The sequence below is a fragment of the Streptomyces rapamycinicus NRRL 5491 genome, assembly GCF_024298965.1.
Classification (GTDB): domain Bacteria; phylum Actinomycetota; class Actinomycetes; order Streptomycetales; family Streptomycetaceae; genus Streptomyces; species Streptomyces rapamycinicus.
This window is the reverse complement of the sequence record NZ_CP085193.1, coordinates 8,625,000-8,646,557: the sequence shown is the minus strand read 5'-3', so window position 1 is coordinate 8,646,557 and position 21,558 is coordinate 8,625,000. Positions and strand designations below refer to the sequence as shown.

At 71.6% G+C, this 21,558-nt stretch carries 23 protein-coding genes; 9 read left to right on the top strand and 14 right to left on the bottom strand.

The window, feature by feature from the left end; translation table 11 throughout:
- The first annotated feature begins 52 nt into the window (after positions 1-52).
- On the top strand, positions 53-1,993 hold the full coding sequence (gene pknB / locus LIV37_RS36290) for a Stk1 family PASTA domain-containing Ser/Thr kinase (RefSeq protein ID WP_020872046.1): 1,941 nt from the start codon (positions 53-55) through the stop codon (positions 1,991-1,993).
- An 84-nt stretch (positions 1,994-2,077) separates the two neighbouring features.
- On the opposite strand, the gene LIV37_RS36285 is transcribed toward pknB, so the two are convergent.
- Positions 2,078-2,887, bottom strand: a complete 810-nt coding sequence (locus LIV37_RS36285) for a maleylpyruvate isomerase family mycothiol-dependent enzyme (RefSeq protein WP_020872045.1) — start codon at positions 2,885-2,887, stop codon at positions 2,078-2,080.
- 126 nt (positions 2,888-3,013) lie between these two features.
- Here LIV37_RS36285 and LIV37_RS36280 point away from each other — a divergent pair, with 126 nt between their 5' ends.
- Together LIV37_RS36280 and LIV37_RS36275 are read left to right on the top strand one after the other, a co-directional pair.
- Positions 3,014-3,889, top strand: coding sequence for a deoxyribonuclease IV (locus tag LIV37_RS36280; protein WP_020872044.1), 876 nt, complete (start codon positions 3,014-3,016; stop codon positions 3,887-3,889).
- Positions 3,890-3,972: 83 nt separating this feature from the next.
- Positions 3,973-4,494, top strand: a complete 522-nt coding sequence (locus LIV37_RS36275) for a DUF4396 domain-containing protein (RefSeq protein WP_185058023.1) — start codon at positions 3,973-3,975, stop codon at positions 4,492-4,494.
- Positions 4,495-4,527: 33 nt separating this feature from the next.
- Here the strand turns inward: LIV37_RS36275 and LIV37_RS36270 are convergent, their stop codons facing one another.
- Entirely contained in the window at positions 4,528-5,151 is a 624-nt protein-coding gene (locus LIV37_RS36270; RefSeq protein WP_020872041.1) for a sulfite oxidase-like oxidoreductase, read from the bottom strand.
- Positions 5,152-5,309: 158 nt separating this feature from the next.
- On the opposite strand from LIV37_RS36270, the gene bfr reads away from it, so the two are divergent.
- Positions 5,310-5,825 (top strand): bacterioferritin, encoded by a 516-nt coding sequence (gene bfr, locus LIV37_RS36265; protein ID WP_020872040.1) that lies wholly within the window; start codon positions 5,310-5,312, stop codon positions 5,823-5,825.
- Positions 5,826-5,868: 43 nt separating this feature from the next.
- Here the strand turns inward: bfr and LIV37_RS36260 are convergent, their stop codons facing one another.
- Positions 5,869-6,132, bottom strand: a complete 264-nt coding sequence (locus LIV37_RS36260) for a (2Fe-2S)-binding protein (protein WP_020872039.1) — start codon at positions 6,130-6,132, stop codon at positions 5,869-5,871.
- A 150-nt stretch (positions 6,133-6,282) separates the two neighbouring features.
- Positions 6,283-7,632 (bottom strand): class II 3-deoxy-7-phosphoheptulonate synthase, encoded by a 1,350-nt coding sequence (locus tag LIV37_RS36255; RefSeq protein ID WP_121825061.1) that lies wholly within the window; start codon positions 7,630-7,632, stop codon positions 6,283-6,285.
- A 261-nt stretch (positions 7,633-7,893) separates the two neighbouring features.
- Here LIV37_RS36255 and LIV37_RS36250 point away from each other — a divergent pair, with 261 nt between their 5' ends.
- The 3 genes from LIV37_RS36250 to LIV37_RS36245 all read left to right on the top strand — a co-directional run bounded on the left by LIV37_RS36250 (position 7,894) and on the right by LIV37_RS36245 (position 10,568).
- Positions 7,894-8,469 (top strand): hypothetical protein, encoded by a 576-nt coding sequence (locus LIV37_RS36250; protein WP_020872037.1) that lies wholly within the window; start codon positions 7,894-7,896, stop codon positions 8,467-8,469.
- Between the two features lie 18 nt (positions 8,470-8,487).
- Entirely contained in the window at positions 8,488-8,544 is a 57-nt protein-coding gene (locus tag LIV37_RS52690) for a trp operon leader peptide (RefSeq protein WP_121825062.1), read from the top strand.
- A 92-nt stretch (positions 8,545-8,636) separates the two neighbouring features.
- Positions 8,637-10,568, top strand: coding sequence for an anthranilate synthase family protein (locus LIV37_RS36245; RefSeq protein WP_020872036.1), 1,932 nt, complete (start codon positions 8,637-8,639; stop codon positions 10,566-10,568).
- An 88-nt stretch (positions 10,569-10,656) separates the two neighbouring features.
- On the opposite strand, the gene LIV37_RS36240 is transcribed toward LIV37_RS36245, so the two are convergent.
- The 4 genes from LIV37_RS36240 to LIV37_RS36225 all read right to left on the bottom strand — a co-directional run bounded on the left by LIV37_RS36240 (position 10,657) and on the right by LIV37_RS36225 (position 14,619).
- Complete coding sequence (locus LIV37_RS36240; protein WP_020872035.1) at positions 10,657-11,685, bottom strand: 6-phosphofructokinase; 1,029 nt, start codon at positions 11,683-11,685, stop codon at positions 10,657-10,659.
- 181 nt (positions 11,686-11,866) lie between these two features.
- Entirely contained in the window at positions 11,867-12,547 is a 681-nt protein-coding gene (locus LIV37_RS36235) for a response regulator (protein ID WP_020872034.1), read from the bottom strand.
- Complete coding sequence (gene macS, locus LIV37_RS36230; protein ID WP_121825063.1) at positions 12,544-13,788, bottom strand: MacS family sensor histidine kinase; 1,245 nt, start codon at positions 13,786-13,788, stop codon at positions 12,544-12,546. The genes LIV37_RS36235 and macS overlap by 4 nt, the downstream gene beginning before the upstream one ends.
- A gap of 90 nt (positions 13,789-13,878) precedes the next feature.
- Positions 13,879-14,619: a lysophospholipid acyltransferase family protein gene (locus LIV37_RS36225; protein ID WP_020872032.1), complete on the bottom strand. Its 741-nt coding sequence runs from the start codon at positions 14,617-14,619 to the stop codon at positions 13,879-13,881.
- A 124-nt stretch (positions 14,620-14,743) separates the two neighbouring features.
- Here LIV37_RS36225 and LIV37_RS36220 point away from each other — a divergent pair, with 124 nt between their 5' ends.
- Positions 14,744-15,562, top strand: a complete 819-nt coding sequence (locus LIV37_RS36220; protein WP_121824096.1) for an alpha/beta hydrolase — start codon at positions 14,744-14,746, stop codon at positions 15,560-15,562.
- Positions 15,555-16,160, top strand: coding sequence for a hypothetical protein (locus tag LIV37_RS36215; protein ID WP_020872030.1), 606 nt, complete (start codon positions 15,555-15,557; stop codon positions 16,158-16,160). Before LIV37_RS36220 ends, LIV37_RS36215 begins: the two co-directional genes overlap by 8 nt.
- A 69-nt stretch (positions 16,161-16,229) precedes the next feature.
- Here the strand turns inward: LIV37_RS36215 and LIV37_RS36210 are convergent, their stop codons facing one another.
- The 6 genes from LIV37_RS36210 to LIV37_RS36185 all read right to left on the bottom strand — a co-directional run bounded on the left by LIV37_RS36210 (position 16,230) and on the right by LIV37_RS36185 (position 21,499).
- Positions 16,230-17,114, bottom strand: coding sequence for an endonuclease/exonuclease/phosphatase family protein (locus tag LIV37_RS36210; RefSeq protein WP_121824097.1), 885 nt, complete (start codon positions 17,112-17,114; stop codon positions 16,230-16,232).
- Positions 17,115-17,130: 16 nt separating this feature from the next.
- Positions 17,131-18,072 carry an ROK family glucokinase gene (locus tag LIV37_RS36205; protein ID WP_020872028.1) on the bottom strand — a complete coding sequence of 314 codons (942 nt, stop codon included), beginning with the start codon at positions 18,070-18,072 and terminating at the stop codon, positions 17,131-17,133.
- Between the two features lie 57 nt (positions 18,073-18,129).
- Complete coding sequence (locus tag LIV37_RS36200) at positions 18,130-18,597, bottom strand: DUF5304 family protein (RefSeq protein WP_020872027.1); 468 nt, start codon at positions 18,595-18,597, stop codon at positions 18,130-18,132.
- A 121-nt stretch (positions 18,598-18,718) separates the two neighbouring features.
- Complete coding sequence (locus LIV37_RS36195) at positions 18,719-20,101, bottom strand: ArsA family ATPase (protein WP_121824098.1); 1,383 nt, start codon at positions 20,099-20,101, stop codon at positions 18,719-18,721.
- A gap of 129 nt (positions 20,102-20,230) precedes the next feature.
- The gene (locus LIV37_RS36190; protein ID WP_020872024.1) at positions 20,231-20,671 is read right to left on the bottom strand and encodes an SRPBCC family protein; all 441 of its coding nucleotides are present in this window, start codon (positions 20,669-20,671) and stop codon (positions 20,231-20,233) included.
- A 66-nt stretch (positions 20,672-20,737) separates the two neighbouring features.
- Positions 20,738-21,499 (bottom strand): metallophosphoesterase family protein, encoded by a 762-nt coding sequence (locus tag LIV37_RS36185; protein ID WP_020872023.1) that lies wholly within the window; start codon positions 21,497-21,499, stop codon positions 20,738-20,740.
- Positions 21,500-21,558: the final 59 nt, after the last annotated feature.

Genomic DNA, 21,558 nt, shown 5'->3' with positions numbered 1-21,558 from the left:
CCACCTGGAGCGGGCGGTCCTGGCCGATATCGGCGCCTCGTAGACTTCCCCCGTGGATACGACCCTCCAGGACCCCCTCGTCGGGCAGGAGCTCGACGGCCGCTACCGCATTGAGGCGCGCATCGCCGTTGGCGGGATGGCGACGGTCTACCGGGCCGTCGACACCCGGCTGGACCGTGTGCTCGCGCTGAAGGTGATGCATCAGAACCTCGCCTCCGACGCCGCCTTCGTCGAGCGCTTCATCCGGGAGGCCAAGTCCGTCGCGAGACTCGCGCACGCCAATGTGGTCGCCGTCTACGACCAGGGAGCGGACGGCGGCCATGTCTATCTGGCCATGGAGTACGTCCCCGGCTGCACCCTGCGCGATGTGCTCCGCGGGCGCGGGGCGCTGCATCCGCGCGCCGCGCTGGACATCCTGGAGCCGGTGCTGGCCGCGCTCGGCGCGGCCCACCGCGCCGGTTTCGTCCACCGCGACATGAAGCCCGAGAACGTGCTGATCGGGGACGACGGCCGGGTCAAGGTCGCCGACTTCGGCCTGGTCCGGGCGGTGGACACCAACACCAGCGCCTCCACCGGCAGCGTCCTCGGCACCGTCTCGTATCTCGCGCCCGAGCAGATCGAGCACGGCACGGCCGACACCCGCGCCGATGTCTACGCCTGCGGTGTGGTGCTGTACGAGATGCTGACCGGCGCCAAGCCGCACGGCGGCAGCACCCCGGCGCAGATCCTCTACCAGCATCTGAACGAGGACGTCCCGCCGCCCTCCGCCCTCGCGCCCGGGGTCGCCCCGGAGCTGGACGCGCTGGTGGCCTCGGCCACCGCACGCGCCGTCGAGGCGCGCCCCGCCGACGCCGTAGCGCTGCTGAGCACGACCCGCGCGGTGCGGGCGGCGCTGACCGACGAGCAGCTGGACGCGGTGCCGCCGCAGGCCAGGGAGGACCACTCGGCCGGGTCCGAGAACCGTACGGCGGTGATTCCGCGCCCGGCGGCGGCCGCCGACGACCAGGACCGGCTCAACCACACCAGCCGTCTGGAGCTGCCCCCGGAACCGCCCCGGCAGGAGGGGCACCGCAGGGGCGAACGCGGCGGCCGGGGCCGGTTGCCGCGCCGCGGGATCGTGACGATCGCCGCCGCGGTGCTGCTGGCGATCGCCCTCGGCGTCGGGATCTGGTACATCAGCGCCGGCCAGTTCACCGAGGTCCCGCCGGTGCTGCGGAAGACCCAGGCGGAGGCCGAGAAGAAGCTGCACGGCGCGGGCCTCGATGTGAAGGTCGTCAACGAGTTCAGCGATGTCATTCCCAAGGGGAAGGTCATCGGCTCCAAGCCCGGCCCGGGCGAGCGCGTCCGCGACACCGGCACCGTGACCATCCGGGTCTCCCAGGGGCGCCCGCGGGCCGAGGTGCCCAATGTGGTGGGGATGCCGCTCGCCGAGGCCAAGCGGAAGATCGCGGACCAGGGGCTGACGGTCGGCAAGGTCACCGGCCGCTTCAGCAGTGAGACGGCCCAGGACTCGGTCCTCTCCACCAGCCCGGGCCCCGACTCCGTGCGCCGCCCCGAGACGCCGGTGTCGATCGTGGTCAGCAAGGGCCGGCCGGTCGACATCCCGGATGTGGTGGGCGATTCGGTCGACGAGGCACAGTCCACGCTGGAGGACGAGGGCTTCAAGGTGAAGATCGCCGAGCGGCAGGTGTTCTCGGAGGAGGACAAGGGCTCGGTCGCCGAGCAGTCCCCGTCGGCGGACGGCGAGGGCGCCAAGGGCGACACGGTGACGCTGACGGTCTCCAAGGGCGTGCAGATGGTCGAGGTGCCGGACGTCACGGGGATGAACGTCGACGACGCCAAGGCCGAGCTGGAGGACGCCGGGTTCGAGGTGGACGTCGAGAAGGCGCTGCTGTTCCCCGGGGACAAGGTGCAGGACCAGTCGGTGGAGGGCGGCGACGAGGCGCCCAAGGGCAGCACGATCACCATCAGGACCAAGGGCGGCGTGTTCTGAGGGCCCGGGGACGGATGGCCGCGGCCGGACGGCCAACGCCATCCGTCCGGCGGCTCATCCGGCGAACGCCACCAGCCCGGCGGCTCATCCGAAGCTGACCCGCTCCAGCCAGAAGTCCAGCAGCTTCTCATCGCCCAGGATCTCGACGCCCGCGCCGCGGGCCGGGCGCCGCTTGTAGATGATCAGCAGCAGGTCGGTCAGCGGCCCGCGCACCGCGACCGCGGCCTTCTCATGCGCCCGCCGCCAGATGATCGCGTCGCCGGTGAGGTCGACCACCCACTCCGCCGCCACCTCCGGCGCGGTGTCGGTCGCGTGGAAGTGCAGGGTGCGGCCGGGGCCGAGCAGCTCGCGCATCCAGGGGTGGACCTCGAAGTGCATCGGCAGCGAGCCGAGCGCCAGCCACTCGTCGAAGCCGTCCAGGGCCACCTCCTGGTCGAGGGTGTACTCCGCGCCGAGGGCGAGGACCGCGTCGGCCCGGTGGATCGCCGTCTCATGGGTGAAGCGGCGGGCGTAGAAGTCCGCGCGCCCTCCGGCGACCTGCCCGAAGTCCGGCACCGGAGTCCACAGCCGCGCCTCGGGCCCCGCCTCGCGCAGCGTGTCGGCCAGCATCCGGGCGCCCTCGACCAGCCAGGGGGCGAGCTCGGCGGGGTCCTCCGCCGCGTACGGCGACAGATCGCGGAAGTGCTCATCCGGCAGCGCTTCCGTGGCCCGGGTGCGCACCGTCTCCTCGGCCCACCGATGGGTTCCGCCGATATGACGCAGCAGCTGCCCGACGTTCCAGCCGGGGCAGGTGGGCACGGGGCGGGTCAGATCCGCGCCCTCGATCGAGCCCCGCAGCAGCTGGGTCTGCGCGACGATCTCGGAGCAGCGGCGGTCAAAGCTCAGCAGAGTCATGTACGTCACAGTAGGGGCGCCCACCGACAGCGGGCCCCGGCCCGGGGACCGTGACCTCGCCGAGGGGTGACCACGAGGGGCAACGGGGGCGACAGGGGGCCCTTCGCACCTGGGACCCTTGATGGCGTGAGTACGCATCGCATCCGCAACCCCATCGGTGGCCATATCCGTGTGGCCGGCGGCCTGGCCACCGTCGGTCTGGCGCACGCCGCCGACATCGGCGCCGAGACCGTCCAGGTCTTCGTCGCCAATCCGCGCGGCTGGGCCACCCCGGCCGGTACGCCCGCCCAGGACGAGGCGTTCCGCGCCGGCTGCGCCGAGCGGTCGGTACCGGTGTACGTCCACGCCCCCTACTTGATCAACTTCGGTTCGCACACCGAGGCCACGGCCGAACGCTCCGTTGCGTCCCTGCGCCATTCGCTCCGGCGCGGCCGGGAGATCGGCGCGCTCGGCGTGGTCGTCCACACCGGCTCGGCGACCGGGGGACGTCCGCGTGCCACCGCGATCGCGCAGGTACGGGAGCGGGTGCTGCCGCTGCTGGACGAGCTGACCCGGGACGACGACCCCTGGCTGTTGCTGGAGCCGACCGCCGGGCAGGGCACCTCGCTGTGCGCGCTGGTGGAGGATCTGGGCCCGTATGTCGAGGCGCTGGACCGGCATCCCCGGCTGGGCGTCTGCCTGGACACCTGCCATGTGTTCGCGGCGGGCCATGACCTCGCCGCCCCGGGCGGTGTGAAGCAGACGCTGGACGAGCTGGTGGCCGTCGCGGGTGAGGGGCGGCTCAGGCTGATCCACGCCAATGACTCCAAGGACGTGGTCGGCGCCCACAAGGACCGGCACGCGAACATCGGCGCCGGGCACATCGGGGCGGAGCCGTTCCGCGAGCTGTTCACCCACCCCGCGACCGACGGGGTGCCGCTGGTGATCGAGACACCGGGCGGTACGGAGGGGCACGCGACGGATGTGGCCCGGCTGAAGGAGCTGCGCGCCGGGGCGGCCTGAGAACGCGCCCGGCGCATTGAGGAATACCCCTAGGGGGTATAACGTTGACGGTGGTCGACGAATCCGCGATCACCGCTGGGGGTATGGACATGCGACAGCATGAGCACACGCAGAGCGGACCTCATGGACCTCATGAGCACCAAGACCATGGCCATCAGCACCATGAGGGCACTACCAGCTGGTCGATGGCCGCCCAGGCGACCCTGCACTGCCTCACCGGCTGCGCCATCGGCGAGGTCGTGGGCATGGCCATCGGCACGGCCCTGGCCTGGCACAACGTCCCGACCATGATCCTTGCGATCGTGCTCGCCTTCGCCTTCGGCTACTCCCTGACGATGCGGGGCGTGCTGCGGGCTGGGCTGGATGTGCGCAGCGCGCTGCGGGTGGCGCTGGCGGCCGACACCGTATCGATCACGATCATGGAGCTGGCCGACAACGCGACGATCGTCGTCTTCCCGGGCGCGATGGACGCGACGCTGCCGGACGTTCTCTTCTGGCTCAGCCTGGCCCTGTCGTTCGTGGTGGCGTTCCTGGTCACCACGCCGGTCAACAAGTGGATGATCGGGCGGGGCAAGGGGCATGCGGTGGTCCACCAGTACCACTGATCGGGCCCACGGCGGCCCGGCCATCAGAAGCCCCTAGAGCTCCGGGCCGTCGCCCGGCTCCTCCTGGTAGGAGTAGCGCTTCTCCGTCCAGGGGTCGCCGATGTTGTGGTAGCCGCGCTCCTCCCAGAAGCCGCGGCGGTCGGCGGTCATGTACTCCACCCCGCGCACCCATTTCGGGCCCTTCCAGGCGTACAGATGGGGCACCACCAGCCGCACCGGAAAGCCGTGCTCGGCGGTGAGCAGCTCGCCGTCCTTGTGGGTGGCGAAAATCGTGGTCTCCGCCATGAAGTCCGACAGCCGCAGATTCGAGCTGAACCCGTATTCGGCCCACACCATCACATGGGTGACATCGGGCGCCGGCGGTGCGAGCTTCGCGATCTCCAGCGAGGAAACCCCGCCCCATTCGGCGTCGAGCATGCTGAATTTGGTGACGCAGTGCAGATCGGCCACGACCGTCGAGTACGGCAGGGCCGAGAACTCCTCATGCGTCCAGCAGTGTTTTTCGCCGTCCGCCGTGGCGCCGAAGACCCGGAACTCCCATCGGTCCGGCTTGAACTTCGGGACCGGCCCATAGTGCGTAACCGGCCAACCGCGCTGCAGTCGCTGCCCAGGAGGCAGCTTCGCGAGCTCCCCCTCGCGGCTTTCCGACTGACCCATGGGCTCCATGGTCTCAGACCGCCGGGGGTGGTCGTGACCAGGGCATCGGGGACGGGCACAACTCGTACTAAGCATGCACTTACTGGACGCCCCAACAGGCGCGGTGCGACGATGCGCGGAACCTGCCGTTCCCGATCGGATTGGAAGGAGCCCCTCCGATGCAGGGTGACCCCGAGGTCCTCGAGTTCCTCAACGAGCAGTTGACCGGCGAGCTGACCGCGATCAATCAGTACTTTCTGCACTCAAAGATGCAGGACCACTTTGGCTGGACTCGGCTTGCCAAATACACCCGGTCGGAGTCTTTCGACGAGATGAAGCATGCGGAGATCCTCACCGACCGCATCCTTCTTCTGGATGGACTGCCCAATTACCAGCGGCTCTTCCATGTCCGGGTGGGCCAGACCCTGACCGAGATGTTCCAGGCCGACCGGCAGGTGGAGATCGAGGCGATCGACCGCCTCAAGCGGGGCATCGAGCTGATGCGGTCCAAGTCGGACATCACCTCGGCGAATCTCTTCGAGTACATCCTCGCCGACGAGGAACTCCACATCGACTATCTCGACACCCAGCTGGAGCTGATCGAGAAGCTCGGTGAGCCCCTCTACATCGCCCAGCAGATCGAGCAGCCCAGCGACAACGGCGACAACTACTCCGGGAGCGGCAAGGGCCACTGAGTCCGCGGCGGCGGAACTCGCGGCGACCGGACCGGCCCGCCGGTCAGGCCGCCTCGGCCGCCGTCGCCCCCGGGAGGGAAGCGGCAGCGGATGCCGTCGTCACGGCCGTCGTCAGGACGACCGGGTCCAGCGCCTCGCGCCGGGGGCAGGCGCCGCGGCCCAGCAGCGCCTGGATCTTCCGCACGCACGATCCGCAGTCCGTGCCCGCCTTGCAGGCACCGGCGATCTGGCGCGGGGTGCACGCGCCCGTTTCCGCGTGCTGACGCACCTGCTGCTCGGTGATCCCGAAGCATGAGCAGACGTACACGGACTCTCCAGCGGTGGCGTCGACGATGGCATTGATCAGTGAGGTAACCCTTACCTTACCTGCCACGCCGGACCCCCACAACGCACAGCGGGCGCGGATCCGTGTGATCCGCGCCCCACCTGCGTCTTTATGATCTTTACCGGCCGGGCCCTACTGGTCCCGGTACATCTCCGCCACCAGGAACGCCAGGTCCAGCGACTGGCTCCGGTTGAGCCGCGGATCGCACGCCGTCTCGTAACGCTGGTGCAGATCGTCGACGAAGATCTCGTCACCGCCGCCCACGCACTCCGTGACATCGTCGCCGGTCAGCTCCACATGGATGCCGCCCGGATGGGTGCCGAGCTCCTTGTGGACCTCGAAGAAGCCCTTGACCTCGTCCAGCACATCGTCGAAGCGGCGGGTCTTGTGCCCGGACGCCGCCTCGAAGGTGTTGCCGTGCATCGGGTCGCAGACCCAGGCGACCTGCGCACCGGAGGCGGTCACCTTCTCCACCAGGTTGGGCAGCTTGTCGCGGATCTTGTCCGCGCCCATCCGGGTGATGAAGGTCAGCCGACCCGGCTCGCGGTCCGGGTCGATCCGCTCGATCAGCGACAGCGCCTCTTCCGGCGTGGTCGTCGGGCCCAGCTTCACGCCCACCGGGTTGCGGACCTTGGCGGCGAACTCGATATGCGCCCCGTCCAGCTGCCGGGTGCGCTCGCCGATCCAGACCATGTGCCCGGAGACGTCGTACAGCTCACCGGTGCGCGAGTCGGTGCGGGTCATCGCCGTCTCGTAGTCCAGGACCAGCGCCTCGTGCGAGGAGAAGAACTCGACGGTCTTGAACTCCTCCGGGTCCACCCCGCAGGCGTTCATGAAGGCCAGCGCCCGGTCGATCTCGCGCGCCAGCGCCTCGTAGCGCTGGCCCGAGGGCGAGGACTTCACGAAGTCCTGGTTCCAGGCGTGCACCTGCCGCAGGTCCGCGTAGCCGCCGGTGGTGAAGGCACGCACCAGGTTCAGCGTCGAGGCCGACGCCTGGTACATCCGCTTCAGCCGCTGCGGGTCCGGGATCCGCGCCTCGGGAGTGAACTCGAACCCGTTGACGGAGTCGCCGCGGTAGGTGGGCAGGGTCACCCCGTCCCGGGTCTCGGTCGGCTTGGAGCGCGGCTTGCTGTACTGCCCGGCGATCCGGCCCACCTTCACCACCGGCACGGACCCGGCGTAGGTCAGCACGGCGCCCATCTGGAGGAGCGTCTTGAGCTTGTTGCGGATCTGGTCGGCGCCCACGCCGTCGAATGCCTCGGCGCAGTCACCGCCCTGCAGCAGAAACGCCTCGCCCCGTGCCACGGCCCCCAGGCGGTGCCGCAGCGCGTCGCACTCGCCCGCGAAGACGAGCGGCGGATAGGACTCGAGCTCAGCGATCACATCGCGCAGAGCCGCTCGGTCCGGCCAGTCGGGCTGCTGCGCCGCGGGAAGAGACTGCCAGGTGTGGCCACCGGCGTGGGTTTCAGCGTTCACGGTCACCCGCACAAGGTTACGGGGTCTCCACGGCCGTCCAGCCCGCTGCCCAAAGGATGAGACACCATCCGTCACGCCGTGGACCACCTCGCTCCCGCGACCTCGCCCCGGCACATCCGGAAGCCGGGCCGCAAGAACGGGCGTTCGGGCATCCTGCGGCAGATTACGGCCATGTCGTGAAGAGAACGTGATGGAAGCGTGCCCTCCTCGGACGCTGTTCGAGGCCGGTCCACCCGGGCCGGTGCCGACACCCGAAGGAGAGACGCCATGAGCAAGACCCCGAAGGCCCCGAAAGCCCCGAGGCACCTGAGGACGTGGCTCCACGGCGGCGCGACCGCCCTCGCGGCCGTCGCCTCGCTCGTCCTGCTGCCGTTCGCCGCCTCCCCCGCCCAGGCGGCACCCTCGGCCATCCCGTCCGGGATGACCTGGACCGTGCTCGCGAAGGGGACCGACGGCACGATCCGCGTGGGCGCCGACTCCGCGACCGACGCCTACAACGGCGACACCGCCGCCACCGCGACGCTTCCCTTACTGTGCCTGAGAGTGAACGGCAGCGCCGTGCCCGCGGGGATCACCCCGGACTTCTACGCGGGCTGGGCACGCGGCACCGTGGCGGCGACGCCGCCCGTCCTGGGCAAGTCGCTGACCAGCCGGGCCGCGGCGGACGCGATCTGTGCGCAGTACTACGGAGCGGACTGGCGGGAGGCCGAGTTCCACGACGGCCGGTACGGCGCCAACCTGGAGGCGAGCGGTGGCTGGTCCTTCTGGGCGTACGGCTATGTGCCCGAAGGTACCCGCTTCTGGACCGCGATCAACGATCAGCCCGCGAACCCCTGGAACTGATCCTGTAGGGTTCTCGACATGTACGCGCGACTGACCATGACCTGGTGGTGGACCGCTCATCCGGCGGCCCACTGAATCGCGCACTCCCAAGATCTCGCGAAGGCCGCCCGAGGGGCGGCCTTCGGCGTTTCCGCGGGTCGTTCCTCATTCCGGAAGGAATCACCCCCATGCAGAACCCCCATGCCCAGGCCGTCGTCGCACGGCTGCTCTCCGACGACGCGCCGCCCTTCGCCCTGCTGCACCGCCGCACCCCCGGCCGGGCGCCCGACACCGTCGAGGTGCTGCTCGGACCGGTCGGCGAGGTGGCGCGGCTGACCGACATCCCGCTGCCCACCGGGGCCCCGCGGGACGGCGCCCCGGTGGCGGACGCCCTCGCGCTGGTGCCGTTCCGGCAGATCCGCGAGCGCGGGTTCGAGGTGCGCGACGACGGGACGCCGCTGGCCGTGCTGCGCCCGGAGGAGCGCTACGAGCTGCCGCTCGCCGAGGCGCTGGAGGCACTGCCCGGGCATCCGGTGCGGGTCGAGGACGGGGCGTTCGACGTGGACGACGACGCGTACGCGGAGATCGTGAGCCGGGTCATCGAGGACGAGATCGGCACCGGCGAGGGCGCCAACTTCGTCATCCGACGGACCTTCCGGGGCGAGATCCCGGGGTTCGCGAGTACCGACGCGCTCGCGCTCTTCCGGCGGCTGCTGGCCGGGGAGCGGGGCGCCTACTGGACGTATGTGGTGCGGCTGGCGGACGGGCGGACGCTGGTGGGGGCCAGTCCGGAGGTGCATGTGCGGATGTCCGGGGGGACGGTCGTGATGAACCCGATCAGCGGGACGTACCGCTACCCCGAGGGCGGGCCGAGCGCCGAGGGGCTGCTGGAGTTCCTGCACGACCGCAAGGAGGTGGAGGAGCTGTCCATGGTCGTGGACGAGGAGCTGAAGATGATGTGCACCGTCGGCGACATGGGCGGGACGGTGATCGGGCCCCGGCTCAAGGAGATGGCGCACCTCGCGCACACCGAGTACGAGCTGCGCGGCCGCTCCTCTTGGGACGTCCGTGAGGTGCTCCGCGAGACGATGTTCGCGGCGACCGTCACCGGGTCCCCGGTGCAGAACGCCTGCCGGGTGATCGAGCGGTACGAGCCCGGTGGCCGCGGCTACTACGCGGGGGCGCTCGCCCTGATCGGCCGAGACGGCGGCGGCGCCCAGACCCTGGACTCGCCGATCCTCATCCGCACCGCCGACATCGACGCCGGAGGGTCGCTGAAGGTGGCCGTCGGCGCCACGCTCGTCCGCCACTCGGACCCGCGCGGCGAAGTGGCCGAGACACATGCGAAGGCGGCCGGGGTGCTGACCGCGCTGGGCGTGCGGCCCGCGCCCGTACGGCCGGAGGCGGAGGTCCCGCGGCCGCGGCTCACGGACGATCCGCGGGTACGGGCGGCGCTGGACGCGCGGCGGGCGGACCTGGCGCCGTTCTGGCTGCGGATGCAGGCCCCCGAGGAGCCCCGGGCCGGGGCGTTGTCCGGGCATGCCCTGGTGATCGACGCCGAGGACACCTTCACCGCGATGCTCGCGCATCTGCTGCGCACCTCGGGGCTGACCGTGACCGTGCGACGGTACGACGAGCCGGGGGTGCGGGAGGCGGCGCTGGCGCATCGGGGGCCCGTGGTGCTCGGTCCCGGCCCCGGCGACCCGAACGACAGGGCCGACCCGAAGATGCGGTTCCTGCGGGCGCTGGCCGCCGGGCTGGTGGCCGGGCACCGGCACGGACTGCTGGGGGTGTGCCTGGGGAACGAGCTGATCGCGGCCGAGCTGGGGCTGGAGATCGTGCGCAAGGACGTGCCGTTCCAGGGTGCCCAGGAGCGGATCGACTTCTTCGGGCGCGAGGAGACCGTCGGCTTCTACAACACCTTCACGGCGCGCTGCGACGAGGCGGCGGAGACGGAGCTGGCGATGCACCGCGTGGAGCTGAGCCGGGACCGGGCGACCGGCGATGTGCACGCGCTGCGCGGGCCGGGCTTCGCCGGGGTGCAGTTCCACCCGGAGTCGGTGCTGTCGCGGGACGGGGCGGCGCTGGTGGCGGAGTTGCTGGCGGCCGTCCTGGTCTGACGGGCCCGCGGGCCCTTCAGGGCGGCGTGACGATGGGCCGGGTGCGACTTCCGCGCCCGGCCCATCGCCGTACTGCACCCAGACGGCCTCAGCCGAAGAAGACCTCGGCCTCGGCGTAGAGCGAGGGATCGACCGTCTTGATCCGTGCGGTCGCCTCGGCAAGCGGTACCCGGATGATGTCGGTGCCGCGCAGCGCGACCATCTTTCCGAAGTCCTCGTCCCGGACCGCGTCGATGGCGTGCAGCCCGAAGCGGGTGGCGAGCCAGCGGTCGAAGGCGCTGGGCGTGCCCCCGCGCTGGACATGGCCGAGGACGGTGGTGCGGGCCTCCTTACCGGTGCGCTTCTCGATCTCCTTGGCCAGCCACTCGCCGACCCCGGAGAGCCGGACGTGGCCGAAGGAGTCCAGCGTGTCGTCCTTGAGGACGGCGTCGCCGTCCCTGGGCATCGCGCCCTCGGCGATGACCACGATCGGGGCGTAGCGGATCTTGAAGCGGGATTCGACCCAGGCGCAGACCTGGTCGACATCGAAGCGCTGTTCAGGGAGGAGGATGGCGTTGGCGCCGCCGGCGAGCCCCGAGTGCAGGGCGATCCACCCGGCGTGACGGCCCATCACCTCGACGACGAGCACGCGCATATGTGATTCGGCGGTGGTGTGGAGCCGGTCGATGGCCTCGGTGGCGATGTTGACGGCGGTGTCGAAGCCGAAGGTGTAGTCGGTGGCGGACAGGTCGTTGTCGATGGTCTTGGGGACGCCGACACAGCGGAGGCCGTAGTCGCCGGAGAGCCGCGCGGCGACGCCGAGGGTGTCCTCGCCGCCGATCGCGATCAGCGCGTCGACCTCCTGCTTGACCAGGGTCTCCTTGACCCGGCGGATGCCGTCCTCGCTCTTGAGGGGGTTGGTGCGGGAGGAGCCGAGGATGGTGCCGCCGCGTGGCAGGATGCCGCGCACCGCGCGGATGTCGAGGGGAACGGTGTCGTTCTCGAGAGGGCCGCGCCAGCCGTCCCGGAAGCCGATGAAGTCATAGCCGTATTCCTGTACGCCCTTGCGTACGACGGCGCGGATGACCGCGTTGAGCCCGGGGCAGTCACCGCCGCCGGTCAGCACTCCGACCCGCATCGTTTCTTCCCTTCTCCCGTGGAATCCCGTGATTGGGCCCGGTACGGAGAGCCACGCTAACGGTGATCCAGGTCACACGGGATGGGGCGTCGGACGATTCCCGCGCGAATCAAGGGAGTTGGTTTTGAACTTCACCCGTACGAGGGGGTGACGCGGTGTCACCGGACCCGGGCTGACGGCGTCAGGCGTCGTCCAGGCCGCGCTCGATGGCGTAGCGGACCAGCTCCACGCGATTGTGCAGCTGGAGCTTGCCGAGGGTGTTCTGGACGTGGTTCTGCACCGTGCGGTGCGAGATGACCAGCCGCTCGGCGATCTGCTTGTACGAAAGCCCCTTTGCCACCAGCCGCAACACCTCCGTCTCACGCTCGGTGAGCTGCGGGGCGGCGGGCTGGTCGGCTGCGGTGGGGGCGGGCTCGCCCGCGAGCCGCCGGTACTCGCCCAGCACCAGGCCCGCGAGGCCGGGGGTGAACACCGGGTCGCCGGCCGCCGTACGGCGCACCGCGTCCAGCAGTTCCCCGGTGCTGGCCGACTTCAGCAGATAGCCGGTGGCCCCGGACTTGACCGCCTCCAGGACGTCCGCGTGCTCACCGCTCGCGGACAGCACCAGCACCCGCAGCTCGGGGCGTTCGGCGAGGGCCTCCTTGCACACCTCGACCCCCGGCAGCCCGGGCAGGTTGAGGTCGAGCACCAGGACGTCGGGCCCGGCGGCCTTGGCCCGGCGGACCGCCTGCGGTCCGTCCCCGGCCGTGGCCACCACGTCGAACCCGGCCTCGGACAGGTCCCGGGCCACCGCGTCGCGCCACATCGGATGGTCGTCGACCACCATCACCGTCACCGGGCGACCGTCGTGCTGAGCGGTCATCGTGCCGCTTCCCCCTTCTGCTTCGCCTTCTTCGCCGACCCCTTCGGAACCGTCAACTCCACTTCGGTGCCCTGCCCCGGCGCCGAGATCCATTCGGCGGTGCCGGCGAGGTCGCGCAGCCGTCCCCGGATCGACAGGGCCACCCCCAGACGGCCCTCCGCCTCCGCGTCCGCCAGCCGCCCCTCCGGGATGCCGGGTCCATCGTCCCGTACGGTCACCATCACCGCGTCCGGCTCGTCCTCCAGCAGGATCCAGGCGTGGGCGGCCTCTCCCGCGTGGACCCGTACGTTGTCCAGGGCGGCGCCGACGGCGGCGGCCAACTCCCCGGCGACGCCCGCCGGGAGGAGCACCGGGGCGCCCGGTTCGGAGAAGGTGACCCGGGAGCCCGCGTGCGGGGCCAGCAGGGCCCGCAGATCGCAGGGGCCGCCGTCGGAGCTCTCGGGGTCGGGCGGGCAGGGCGGGACCGGCGGGTCCACCACGTCCGGCAGGCCGCCCGGGTCGGCCGCGGCCTCCGTCCCGTCCCCGGCGCGCGGCAGGGTCACCAGACCGGTGGAGACCAGGGTGCGCAGCGCGATCTCCTGCTCCCCCGCCATCCGGCCCAGTTCGGCCGCCTCGCCGCCGATCGCGGCGCCGCGCCGCTGCACCATGGCGAGCACCTGGAGCACGCTGTCGTGGATGTCGCGGGCCAGCCGCTCCCGCTCCCGGGTGGCCGCCTCGATGCGCAGCGCGCGGGCGAGGGTGCGCTCACTGGCACGGGCCACCTCGATCACATAGCCGATGCCCACGCTCGCCACCCACACCAGCGACAGCATGTGGACGGTGTCCTGGGCGAATCCGCCGCGCTCGATCACATTGGCGGCGCAGACCACGGTGGATGCCGAGGCGCCCCAGCGCCAGCCGCCCTTGATGGCGAAGCCGAGGACCGCGCCCATCGTCCATATGGAAGGCAGCGTGGGGGTGCCCTCGGCGATCCGGTCGTGGCTGTCCACGAGCGGGGTGAGCAGAATGCCGGTCACCGCGATGCCGAGGTCGCCGACGAGGAACCGCCGGGTGCAGCGCTCGGCCGAGGCGACCATCCGGAAGGTGAGCGCCGTCCACAGCGTCAGCACCGCCATGTAGACGACGGCGCCGATCGGATGGTCGTAGTCGTCGAAGGAGTAGACGCACAGGCCTAGCGCGTAGAGCAGGGTGAGCACGCGGTAGGCGGTCAACGCCTGCCACAGCGGCTGCTCGACGGACATCCGCACCACGCGCTCGCCCCCGGCGCGCTCCCGTCCGGACCGCTCCCTGGACCGCTCCGTCAACGTCCCCCACCCCCGGTGCCGGCGCGGCTAGGCGCCGGACTTGTGTTTGTCCTTCTCCTTCTCGGCCTGCTTCTTCTCGGCCTGCTTCCGGGCCGCCTCCGCATCCGCGATCTGCCGCTTGGCGGCGGTGGCGTAGACGTCCACGTACTCCTGGCCGGAGAGCTTCATGATCTCGTACATGACCTCGTCGGTCACCGAGCGCAGGATGAAGCGGTCGCCGTCCATGCCGTGGTAGCGGCTGAAGTCCAGCGGCTTGCCGATCCGGATGCCGGGCCGCATCAGCTTCGGCATGACCTTGCCGGGGGGCTGGATCTTCTCGGTGTCGATCATCGCCACGGGGATCACCGGAGCGCCGGTCGCGAGCGCGACCCTTGCCAGACCCCCCGGCTTGCCCCGGTAGAGCCGTCCGTCGGGCGACCGGGTGCCCTCGGGGTAGATGCCGAAGAGCTCACCGCGCTTGATCACATCGATGCCCGCCTTGATGGCGGCCTCGCCGGCCCCGCGCGAGCCCGAGCGGTCCACCGGCAGTTGCCCGACGCCCTTGAAGAAGGCCGCCGTGAGCCGCCCCTTGACGCCGGGGGTGGTGAAGTACTCCTGCTTGGCGATGAAGGTGACCTTGCGGTCGAGCACCGCGGGCAGGAAGAAGGAGTCGGAGAAGGAGAGGTGGTTGCTCGCGAGGATGGCCGGACCCTCGGCGGGGACGTGCTCCAGCCCCTCCACCCAGGGCCGGAAGGTGAGCTTCAACGCGCCACCCACCGACAGCTTCATTGCGCTGTAGAACAACCGGGACCTCCTGTATCCGACGAGGAGACCTTAACCTGCCTACCCCGTATGCGGCGCGCCGCGTACGCTGAGGACCCGAGCCCGCTTCCCCAGCGAACGGAGATCCGTGGTGCCGCTCCTGCCCGGAGCCGAGCCGTTCCGCCACGACGGCGGAGAGATCGGCGTCCTCGTCTGTCACGGATTCACCGGCTCCCCGCAGTCCGTGCGGCCCTGGGCCGACCATCTCGCGGCCCGTGGTCTGACCGTCTCACTGCCGCTGCTTCCCGGCCATGGCACGCGCTGGCAGGATCTCGCCGTCACCGGCTGGCAGGACTGGTACGCGGAGGTGGACCGCGAGCTGGCCAGGCTCTCCCGGGAGTGCGAGCGGGTGTTCGTCTGCGGTCTGTCGATGGGCGGGGCGCTCGCGCTGCGGCTGGCCGCCCAGCACGGCGCGGCGATCAGCGGCGTGGCCGTCGTGAACCCGGCCAACCGCATCCACGATCCGCTGGCCGTGGCCCTTCCGGTGCTGCGTCATCTGGTGCCGTCGGTGAAGGGCATCGTGAGCGACATCGCCAAGCCAGGGTCGCGGGAGTCGGGTTACGAGCGGATGCCGCTGCACGCCGTGCACTCGATGCGCCGCTTCTACCGGGTGGTCGACGCCGAACTGCCACAGGTGACCCAGCCGCTGCTGGTGATGCACAGCCCCCAGGACCATGTGGTGCCGCCGGCCGACTCCGAGCGCATCCTCAGTCAGGTGTCCTCGCGGGATGTCACCGAGCGGCTGCTCGAGCGCAGCTACCACGTGGCGACGCTGGACCACGACGCCGAGTTCATCTTCGAGGAGACGGACACGTTCATCACCCGGCTGACGGCGGGTATGGGTGAAGACACCACCCGGACCGGCCTCGGGAAGGGCAGCGGAAGGGAGGGGGCGGCGGCCAGTGGCTGAGCGCGACTCGAATGAGAACGAGGCGGACGCGCGGCGGGACGACGACGCCGCCTTCGCCGCGATCGTCGCCGCGTACGGCGAGGAGCCGCAGGACCCGCCGGGCGCCGAGCGTTGGCCCGCCGCCGAGAACCTCGACGAGGAGCGGGACCGGGACCGCCGGTCCGCTGCGGACGGCGACACCGACACCGACGCCGACGGGTCCGGTGACGGCGAGGCGGCCACGGGCGGGCTGGCCAAGCCCGACAAGACCGAGAAGCCGGGCGGCTTCATCGTCTACGCACCGGGCGTGGGCCCCCGCGACTGGGAGCCCGAAGAGCCGTCCGAGGACGACTTCGACGAGACCGACGAGGGCCACTTCGTCCCGCCCGAGCCGCCTCCGCTGCCCGAGTCCGACACCACTTCCCGCTTCGCCTGGCTCGGAGTGCTGGGCGGGCCGCTGCTGCTGCTCGGTGTGGTGCTGTTCCAGGTGGAGATGGTCTGGTGGATCGCCACGCTGGGCGTCGGCGGTTTCCTCGGCGGTTTCGTCACGCTGGTGCTGCGGATGAAGGACGACGGCGAGGAAGAGGACGACGACCCGGGCCGCGGCGCCGTCGTCTGACCCCGGCGCTCCGGAGCCGGGCGCGCCCCGGCTCCGGCCTCATGCCCGCCCGCTCAGACCCCCGCCCGCTCAGACCGGGGACACCCGGGGCAGCCTGAGCGCGGCCAGCACCGGCAGGTGGTCCGTGGCCGCGCGGAGGTCCGCGTCGGTGACGCCCGGCAGCCCGGCCGGGACCCCACAGCCGATGATCTCGATGCCCTCCGAGGCGAAGACCCCGTCGATGCGCCGGCGCGGGTCCTTGGGGGAGAAGGTGGCCTCGCTCCCCCACGGCTCGGTGGCCCAGCCGTCCCGCAGCTTTCCCGCGATCCGGCGGAAGGCGCGGCCGTCCGGCCGGTCGTTGATGTCACCGGCCGCGATGGCGTACGGGACGTCCAGCGCGGTCAGGTGGTCCAGCAGCATCCCGGCCTGTTCGTAGCGCTCGGCCTCGGCGAGGCTCAGATGGCAGCTGACCACACCGAGCCGGACGGCGTTGCCATCGCCGTCGCCGCTCGCCGGGCGGCCGCTCGCCGGGCGGCCGGTGTCGCGCAGGCCGGTGTCGCGCAGGCCGGTGTCGCGCAGGCCCGGTCCGCGCAGGCCGGTGTCGCGGTGGCCGCCGCCGAAGCGCAGCACGGCGGTGGCGAAACCGCGCCGGTGCAGCCCGGGGACGCGCGGCAGCAGGGTGTCCTCGGCGTGCTCCACATGGGCGCGCAGCGAGGTGAGGATCATCGGGCCGGCGGCGGGGGCCCCGCCCGTGGTGTAGACGAGGCCGGTCTCCCGGGCCAGCCAGGCGGCGGCCTTGCGCCAGCGGAAGAAGCGCGGCGCCTCCTGGACGCAGACGACATCGGGGGCACAGGCCCGGATCACCCGGGCCAGCGCCGCACGGTCGTCCCGCATCGAGCGGATGTTGTAGCTGAGCACCCGCACCACCGCCGCGTCCGGACCGGTGGTGGATCCGGGCAGGTCCACGAGCGGCACGTTCCCCCCTCGCGTCTCAGCCCTGGCGGGCCAGGTCGGCGGCGCCGACGAGCCCGGCCTTGCCGCCGAGCTGGGCGGCGAGCACCTGGGCGTGCGGACGCCACTGATTGCCCACCAGCCAGCGCCGGAAGGACTTGCGGATCGGCTCCAGGACGAGATCGCCCTCGTCCGAGACCCCGCCGCCGACGATGAACGCCGAGGGGTCGAAGAGCGAGGCGAGGTCGGCGAGCCCGGCCCCGGCCCAGCGGGCCAGTTCGCGGAAGGAGTCGATGGCGACGGGGTCGCCCTGGCGGGCGGCGTCGCTGATGTGCTTGCCCTCGATGCCCTCGGAGGTGCCGTCGCCGAGGCCGAGCAGGACCGTGGCGTTCTCCGGGGTGGCGGCGGCGCGCTGCTTGGCGTAGCGGACCAGGGCGCGGCCGGAGGCGTACTGCTCCCAGCAGCCCTGGCTGCCGCAGCCGCACAGCAGTCCGTCCGGGACGACCCTTATGTGGCCGAACTCGGCCGCCACGCCGAACCGGCCGCGGTGCAGCTTGCCGCCGATGATGATGCCGCCGCCGAGGCCGGTGCCGAGGGTGATGCAGACGACGTCGTCATGGCCGACCCCGGCGCCGAAGCGGTACTCGCCCCAGGCCGCGGCGTTCGCGTCGTTCTCCACCACGACGGGCAGGCCGACGCGCTGCTCGACCTTGTCCTTGAGCGCCTCGTGCCGCCAGTTGATGTTGGGCGCGAAGAGCACCGTGGCGCGCTTGTCGTCCACATATCCGGCCGCGCCGATGCCGACGGCCTCGATCTCATGCCCCTCGCTGACGATGCGCACCGCGTCCGCGATGGCGTCGACGACTCCCTCGGGGGTGTGCGGGGTCGAAACCTGGCTCGTCTCGAGAATCGAGCCCTCTTCGTCGACCACGCCGGCCGCGATCTTCGTGCCGCCGATGTCGACGCCGATGGTGAGTCCCATGAGTCCCTCAGTTATTTGGTCGAACCCCGCCGAGGCTAACGGTACCGGAGGTAGCGCTCAGTCGAGGTCGATGTGTTCACTACTCGAACTCTCGGATTCCTCGCCGCCACCCTTGGAGTCGCCCTCGGCACCCTGGGTCCAGCGTCGCTCCTGGCCGGTCACGGCGGCGCGATAGGCGGCGAGCAGCTCGGATCCGGCGCTGGCGAGGTGTTCGAAAACCTCTGGATTGCGCTCTATGACCGGTTCTACGTTGGCTTTCGCCTGTGCGATCAATTGTTGTACGGCGCCCTGAACCGCCGCTCCGGCGATCGGCGTCTGGGCGACCTTCTCGGCGAGCGCGTCGGCCAGCTTGAGGAACTCCTCGGCCACGCTTCCCGGCTCCTCGGTGGTCTGCCGGGCCCGCTGCCTGGCCCGCTCGGCGGCGAGGTCCTCCTCACAGGCCCGCTCCCAGGCATCGGGGTCGATCTCGGTGACCGGCACATCGGTGGCCGGGGGCTCCGGGGGGCGCTCGGTGGCATCGCTCATGGCGAACTCCTGCGGCGGGGATGCTGGCTGCCCGGTGACGTTCATCCGGGCTTGTGACCGACGTTACCCGAAGGAAGGGGGCGGGGTCAGAGCCGGAGACCGGCCGTCGTGGACGCGGGCGTCAGAGCCGCTTCGGCCACAGGTCCGGGTCGGGAGTGAAGCGCACCTGGAGCCATCCGTCGCGCAGTCCGGCGCCGGAGACGGTGCAGCGGCGCAGCGCGGACGGCAGCGGCAGCACCCGGTGGAACGGCGCGACGGTGACGATCAGTTCATCGCCCCGGCGCACCAGGGAGAGCCCGTCGCGGTCGGCGCCGGGCAGCGGCAGCCGCCACAGCAGCACCCCGTCCTCGGCCAGCCGGTCCTCGACGGTCCAGGGGTCGGGCGCGGGCCGGTCGGGCCGCGCCCCGGGCGCCCCGACGGCCCCGGCGAGATCGGCGAGATCCGCGAGCCCGTCCGGGGCGCGCCGGACGCCGTCGCCGGGGTGCGGCTCGGCGGGGTGCGGCTCGGCGGGGTGCGGCTCGGCAAGGCGCGGCTCGGCAAGGCGCGGCTCGGCAAGGCGCGGCTCGGCGGGCCGCGGTTCGCCGAAGCCATGCGGATCGCGGCCCAGATGCGGCAGCTCACGGACCGGGACGGCGGGGGCCCACTGCTCGTACAGCTCCTTGAGCGCGTCCTGCTGCTGGCCCGACAGCGCGGCGAGCCACGGGTCGGCGGTGCCGGTGGGCAGCAGCCGGTTGGCGATCACCGCCTCCACCCGGCAGCCGTGCAGCGCCAGACCGGCGCGGGCGGTGCGCAGCGCCCGGTCGGCGAGCGGTCCGGGCTCCACGACCAGCCGTACGGTGGTCGCCTCGGACTCGATCACCCCCTGGACGGCGGCCAGCTCGCGCTCCCAGCGCTCGGCCGTCTCGTACAGCTTCTGCGCGGGCATCGGCACCCCCGCCAGCTGGGCGAGCATCGGCCGCAGCGCGCGGGCCGCCTGCCGCTCGGCGGGCATGAGCCGCCGCAGATAGCGCCGCAGCTGCTCGGGCAGCGCGAGCAGCGCGACGGTGTCCGGCGCGGGCGGCATGTCGACGACGAGGACGTCCCAGCCGGTGCCGGGCGGGGCGGTCTGGGCGGCGCGCAGGGCTCGCAGCAGCGCGATGGCCGCCACCCCGGGCAGGGCGGTCAGCTCCTCGCCGTCCAGCGGGGTGGCGCCGAGCAGGTCGAGCAGGCCGTGGCCGCGGTCCTGGAGGGCGGTCAGCTCACCGCGGAACCACTCGTCCGTGACGATCCGCGCGGCCCACAGCCCCGGCGCGAGCTCGGCGGGTACGGACCACGGCAGCCGGTCCGCCGAGCGCCCGGGGACGGACCGCGGCGTGCCGATGCCGAGCAGCGCCTCGGGGGTGCCGTCGGAGTCCGCGGTGAGCAGCAGGGTCCGCTGCCCCTCACGGGCAGCGGCGAGGGCGGTCGCGGCGGCCACGGTGGTGCGGCCCGCGCCGCCGGTGCCGGTGACGAGGACCGTACGCATGAAGAGAGCCTCCGGCAGGGGGGTTACGTCGGTGTGCGCGGCGCGGGTCCGGTGATCCGCACCCGCCGGAGCGTACCCCGCACCGTGGATCGCCCCGGGCACCGTGGGGCCCGGGGCGGTCCGGGCGGGTCAGGCGCCCTCGACGCGCTTCTTCAGGCCCGCGAGCGCGCGGTCGATGATGACCTTCTCGGCCTTGCGCTTGATCATGCCGAGCATGGGGATCTTGACGTCGACCGTGAGCTGGTACGTCACCTCGGTGCTCTTGCCGCCGTCGCGCGCCGACAGCCGGTAGGAGCCGTCAAGGGTGCGCAGCATCTGGGACTTGACCAGGGACCAGTTGACCTGGTCGGCCCCGGTCCAGCTGTACTGGAGGGTGTAGTCGTCCTTGATCGCGCCGGCGTCGAGCAGCATCCGCACCTGCTCGGCGCGCCCCTGGGCGTCCTTGGTGAGGATGTCGGCCTCCTTCACCTCACCGGACCACTCCGGGTAACGGTCGAAGTCGGCGATCACCTCCATCACGTCGGCCGGGGCCGCCTCGATCGTGATGCTCGAGCTGGTGTGTTCCGCCATCGCCGTGGCTCCTCCGTACCGGTCCGCCGCATGGGTCCTCTGCGGCTGAAGGCTACCGCGCGCGGGTCACCACTCCAGGGTCCAGGGGGTGCCGGAGGAGGCGAAGTGTCCGACATTGACGCACTCGGTGGCCCCGATCCGCATACGGCGGACGAGCGGCTGATGGACATGGCCGAAGAGGGAGTACTTGGGACGGACGGTGTGGATCGCCTCCAGCAGGGCGGCGCTGCCGCGCTCGAAGCGGCGGGCGACGGTGTCGTAGCAGAGGTCGGGCACGTCCGGCGGGATGTGGGTGCAGAGCACGTCCACCTCGCCGAGCGCCGCGATCTTCGCCGCGTAGGCCTCGTCGTCGATCTCGTAGGGGGTGCGCATCGGCGTGCGCAGCCCGCCGCCCACGAAACCGAAGACCAGCCCGCCGATCTCGGCGCGCTCGCCGTCCAGGACGGTGGTTCCGGACTGGGCGTACTCCGGCCACAGTGACGGCATATCGACATTTCCGTAGGTGGCGTACGTCGGGGTGGGGAACGCGGCGAAGAGTTCGGCGTACTGGCGGCGGATCCCGGCCTCTATCGCCGCATGGCGGTCGAGCCCCTCCCACAGCCGGTTGCCGAGCGCCCGGGCCTCCTCGAAGCGGCGGGCGGTGCGCAGTTCGACCAGCCGGTCGGCGTTCTCGACCCCGAAGAGATCGGGGAAGATGCCACGTGAGTGATCGGCGTAGTCGAGGAAGAGAACGAGGTCACCGAGGCAGATCAGGGCGTCCGCCCCGTCACCGGCCTTCTCGAGGTCCTCACTGTTGCCATGCACGTCACTCACCACGTGGACTCGCATGCGTGTCACCCTAAGACGTAAGGGCCCGCGCCCGTAAGGTGTTCTGCCTGCACCGCCCC

Coding starts and splice junctions, on each gene's coding strand:
- LIV37_RS36285 (WP_020872045.1), bottom strand. CDS start 2,887: ATGACTCTGCTGAGCTTTGACCGCCGCTGCTCCGAGATCGTCGCGCAG.
- LIV37_RS36275 (WP_185058023.1), top strand. CDS start 3,973: ATGGACATGCGACAGCATGAGCACACGCAGAGCGGACCTCATGGACCT.
- LIV37_RS36270 (WP_020872041.1), bottom strand. CDS start 5,151: ATGGGTCAGTCGGAAAGCCGCGAGGGGGAGCTCGCGAAGCTGCCTCCT.
- bfr (WP_020872040.1), top strand. CDS start 5,310: ATGCAGGGTGACCCCGAGGTCCTCGAGTTCCTCAACGAGCAGTTGACC.
- LIV37_RS36250 (WP_020872037.1), top strand. CDS start 7,894: ATGAGCAAGACCCCGAAGGCCCCGAAAGCCCCGAGGCACCTGAGGACG.
- LIV37_RS36245 (WP_020872036.1), top strand. CDS start 8,637: ATGCAGAACCCCCATGCCCAGGCCGTCGTCGCACGGCTGCTCTCCGAC.
- LIV37_RS36240 (WP_020872035.1), bottom strand. CDS start 11,685: ATGCGGGTCGGAGTGCTGACCGGCGGCGGTGACTGCCCCGGGCTCAAC.
- LIV37_RS36235 (WP_020872034.1), bottom strand. CDS start 12,547: ATGACCGCTCAGCACGACGGTCGCCCGGTGACGGTGATGGTGGTCGAC.
- macS (WP_121825063.1), bottom strand. CDS start 13,788: ATGTCCGTCGAGCAGCCGCTGTGGCAGGCGTTGACCGCCTACCGCGTG.
- LIV37_RS36225 (WP_020872032.1), bottom strand. CDS start 14,619: ATGAAGCTGTCGGTGGGTGGCGCGTTGAAGCTCACCTTCCGGCCCTGG.
- LIV37_RS36205 (WP_020872028.1), bottom strand. CDS start 18,072: ATGGGACTCACCATCGGCGTCGACATCGGCGGCACGAAGATCGCGGCC.
- LIV37_RS36200 (WP_020872027.1), bottom strand. CDS start 18,597: ATGAGCGATGCCACCGAGCGCCCCCCGGAGCCCCCGGCCACCGATGTG.
- LIV37_RS36195 (WP_121824098.1), bottom strand. CDS start 20,101: ATGCGTACGGTCCTCGTCACCGGCACCGGCGGCGCGGGCCGCACCACC.
- LIV37_RS36190 (WP_020872024.1), bottom strand. CDS start 20,671: ATGGCGGAACACACCAGCTCGAGCATCACGATCGAGGCGGCCCCGGCC.
- LIV37_RS36185 (WP_020872023.1), bottom strand. CDS start 21,499: ATGCGAGTCCACGTGGTGAGTGACGTGCATGGCAACAGTGAGGACCTC.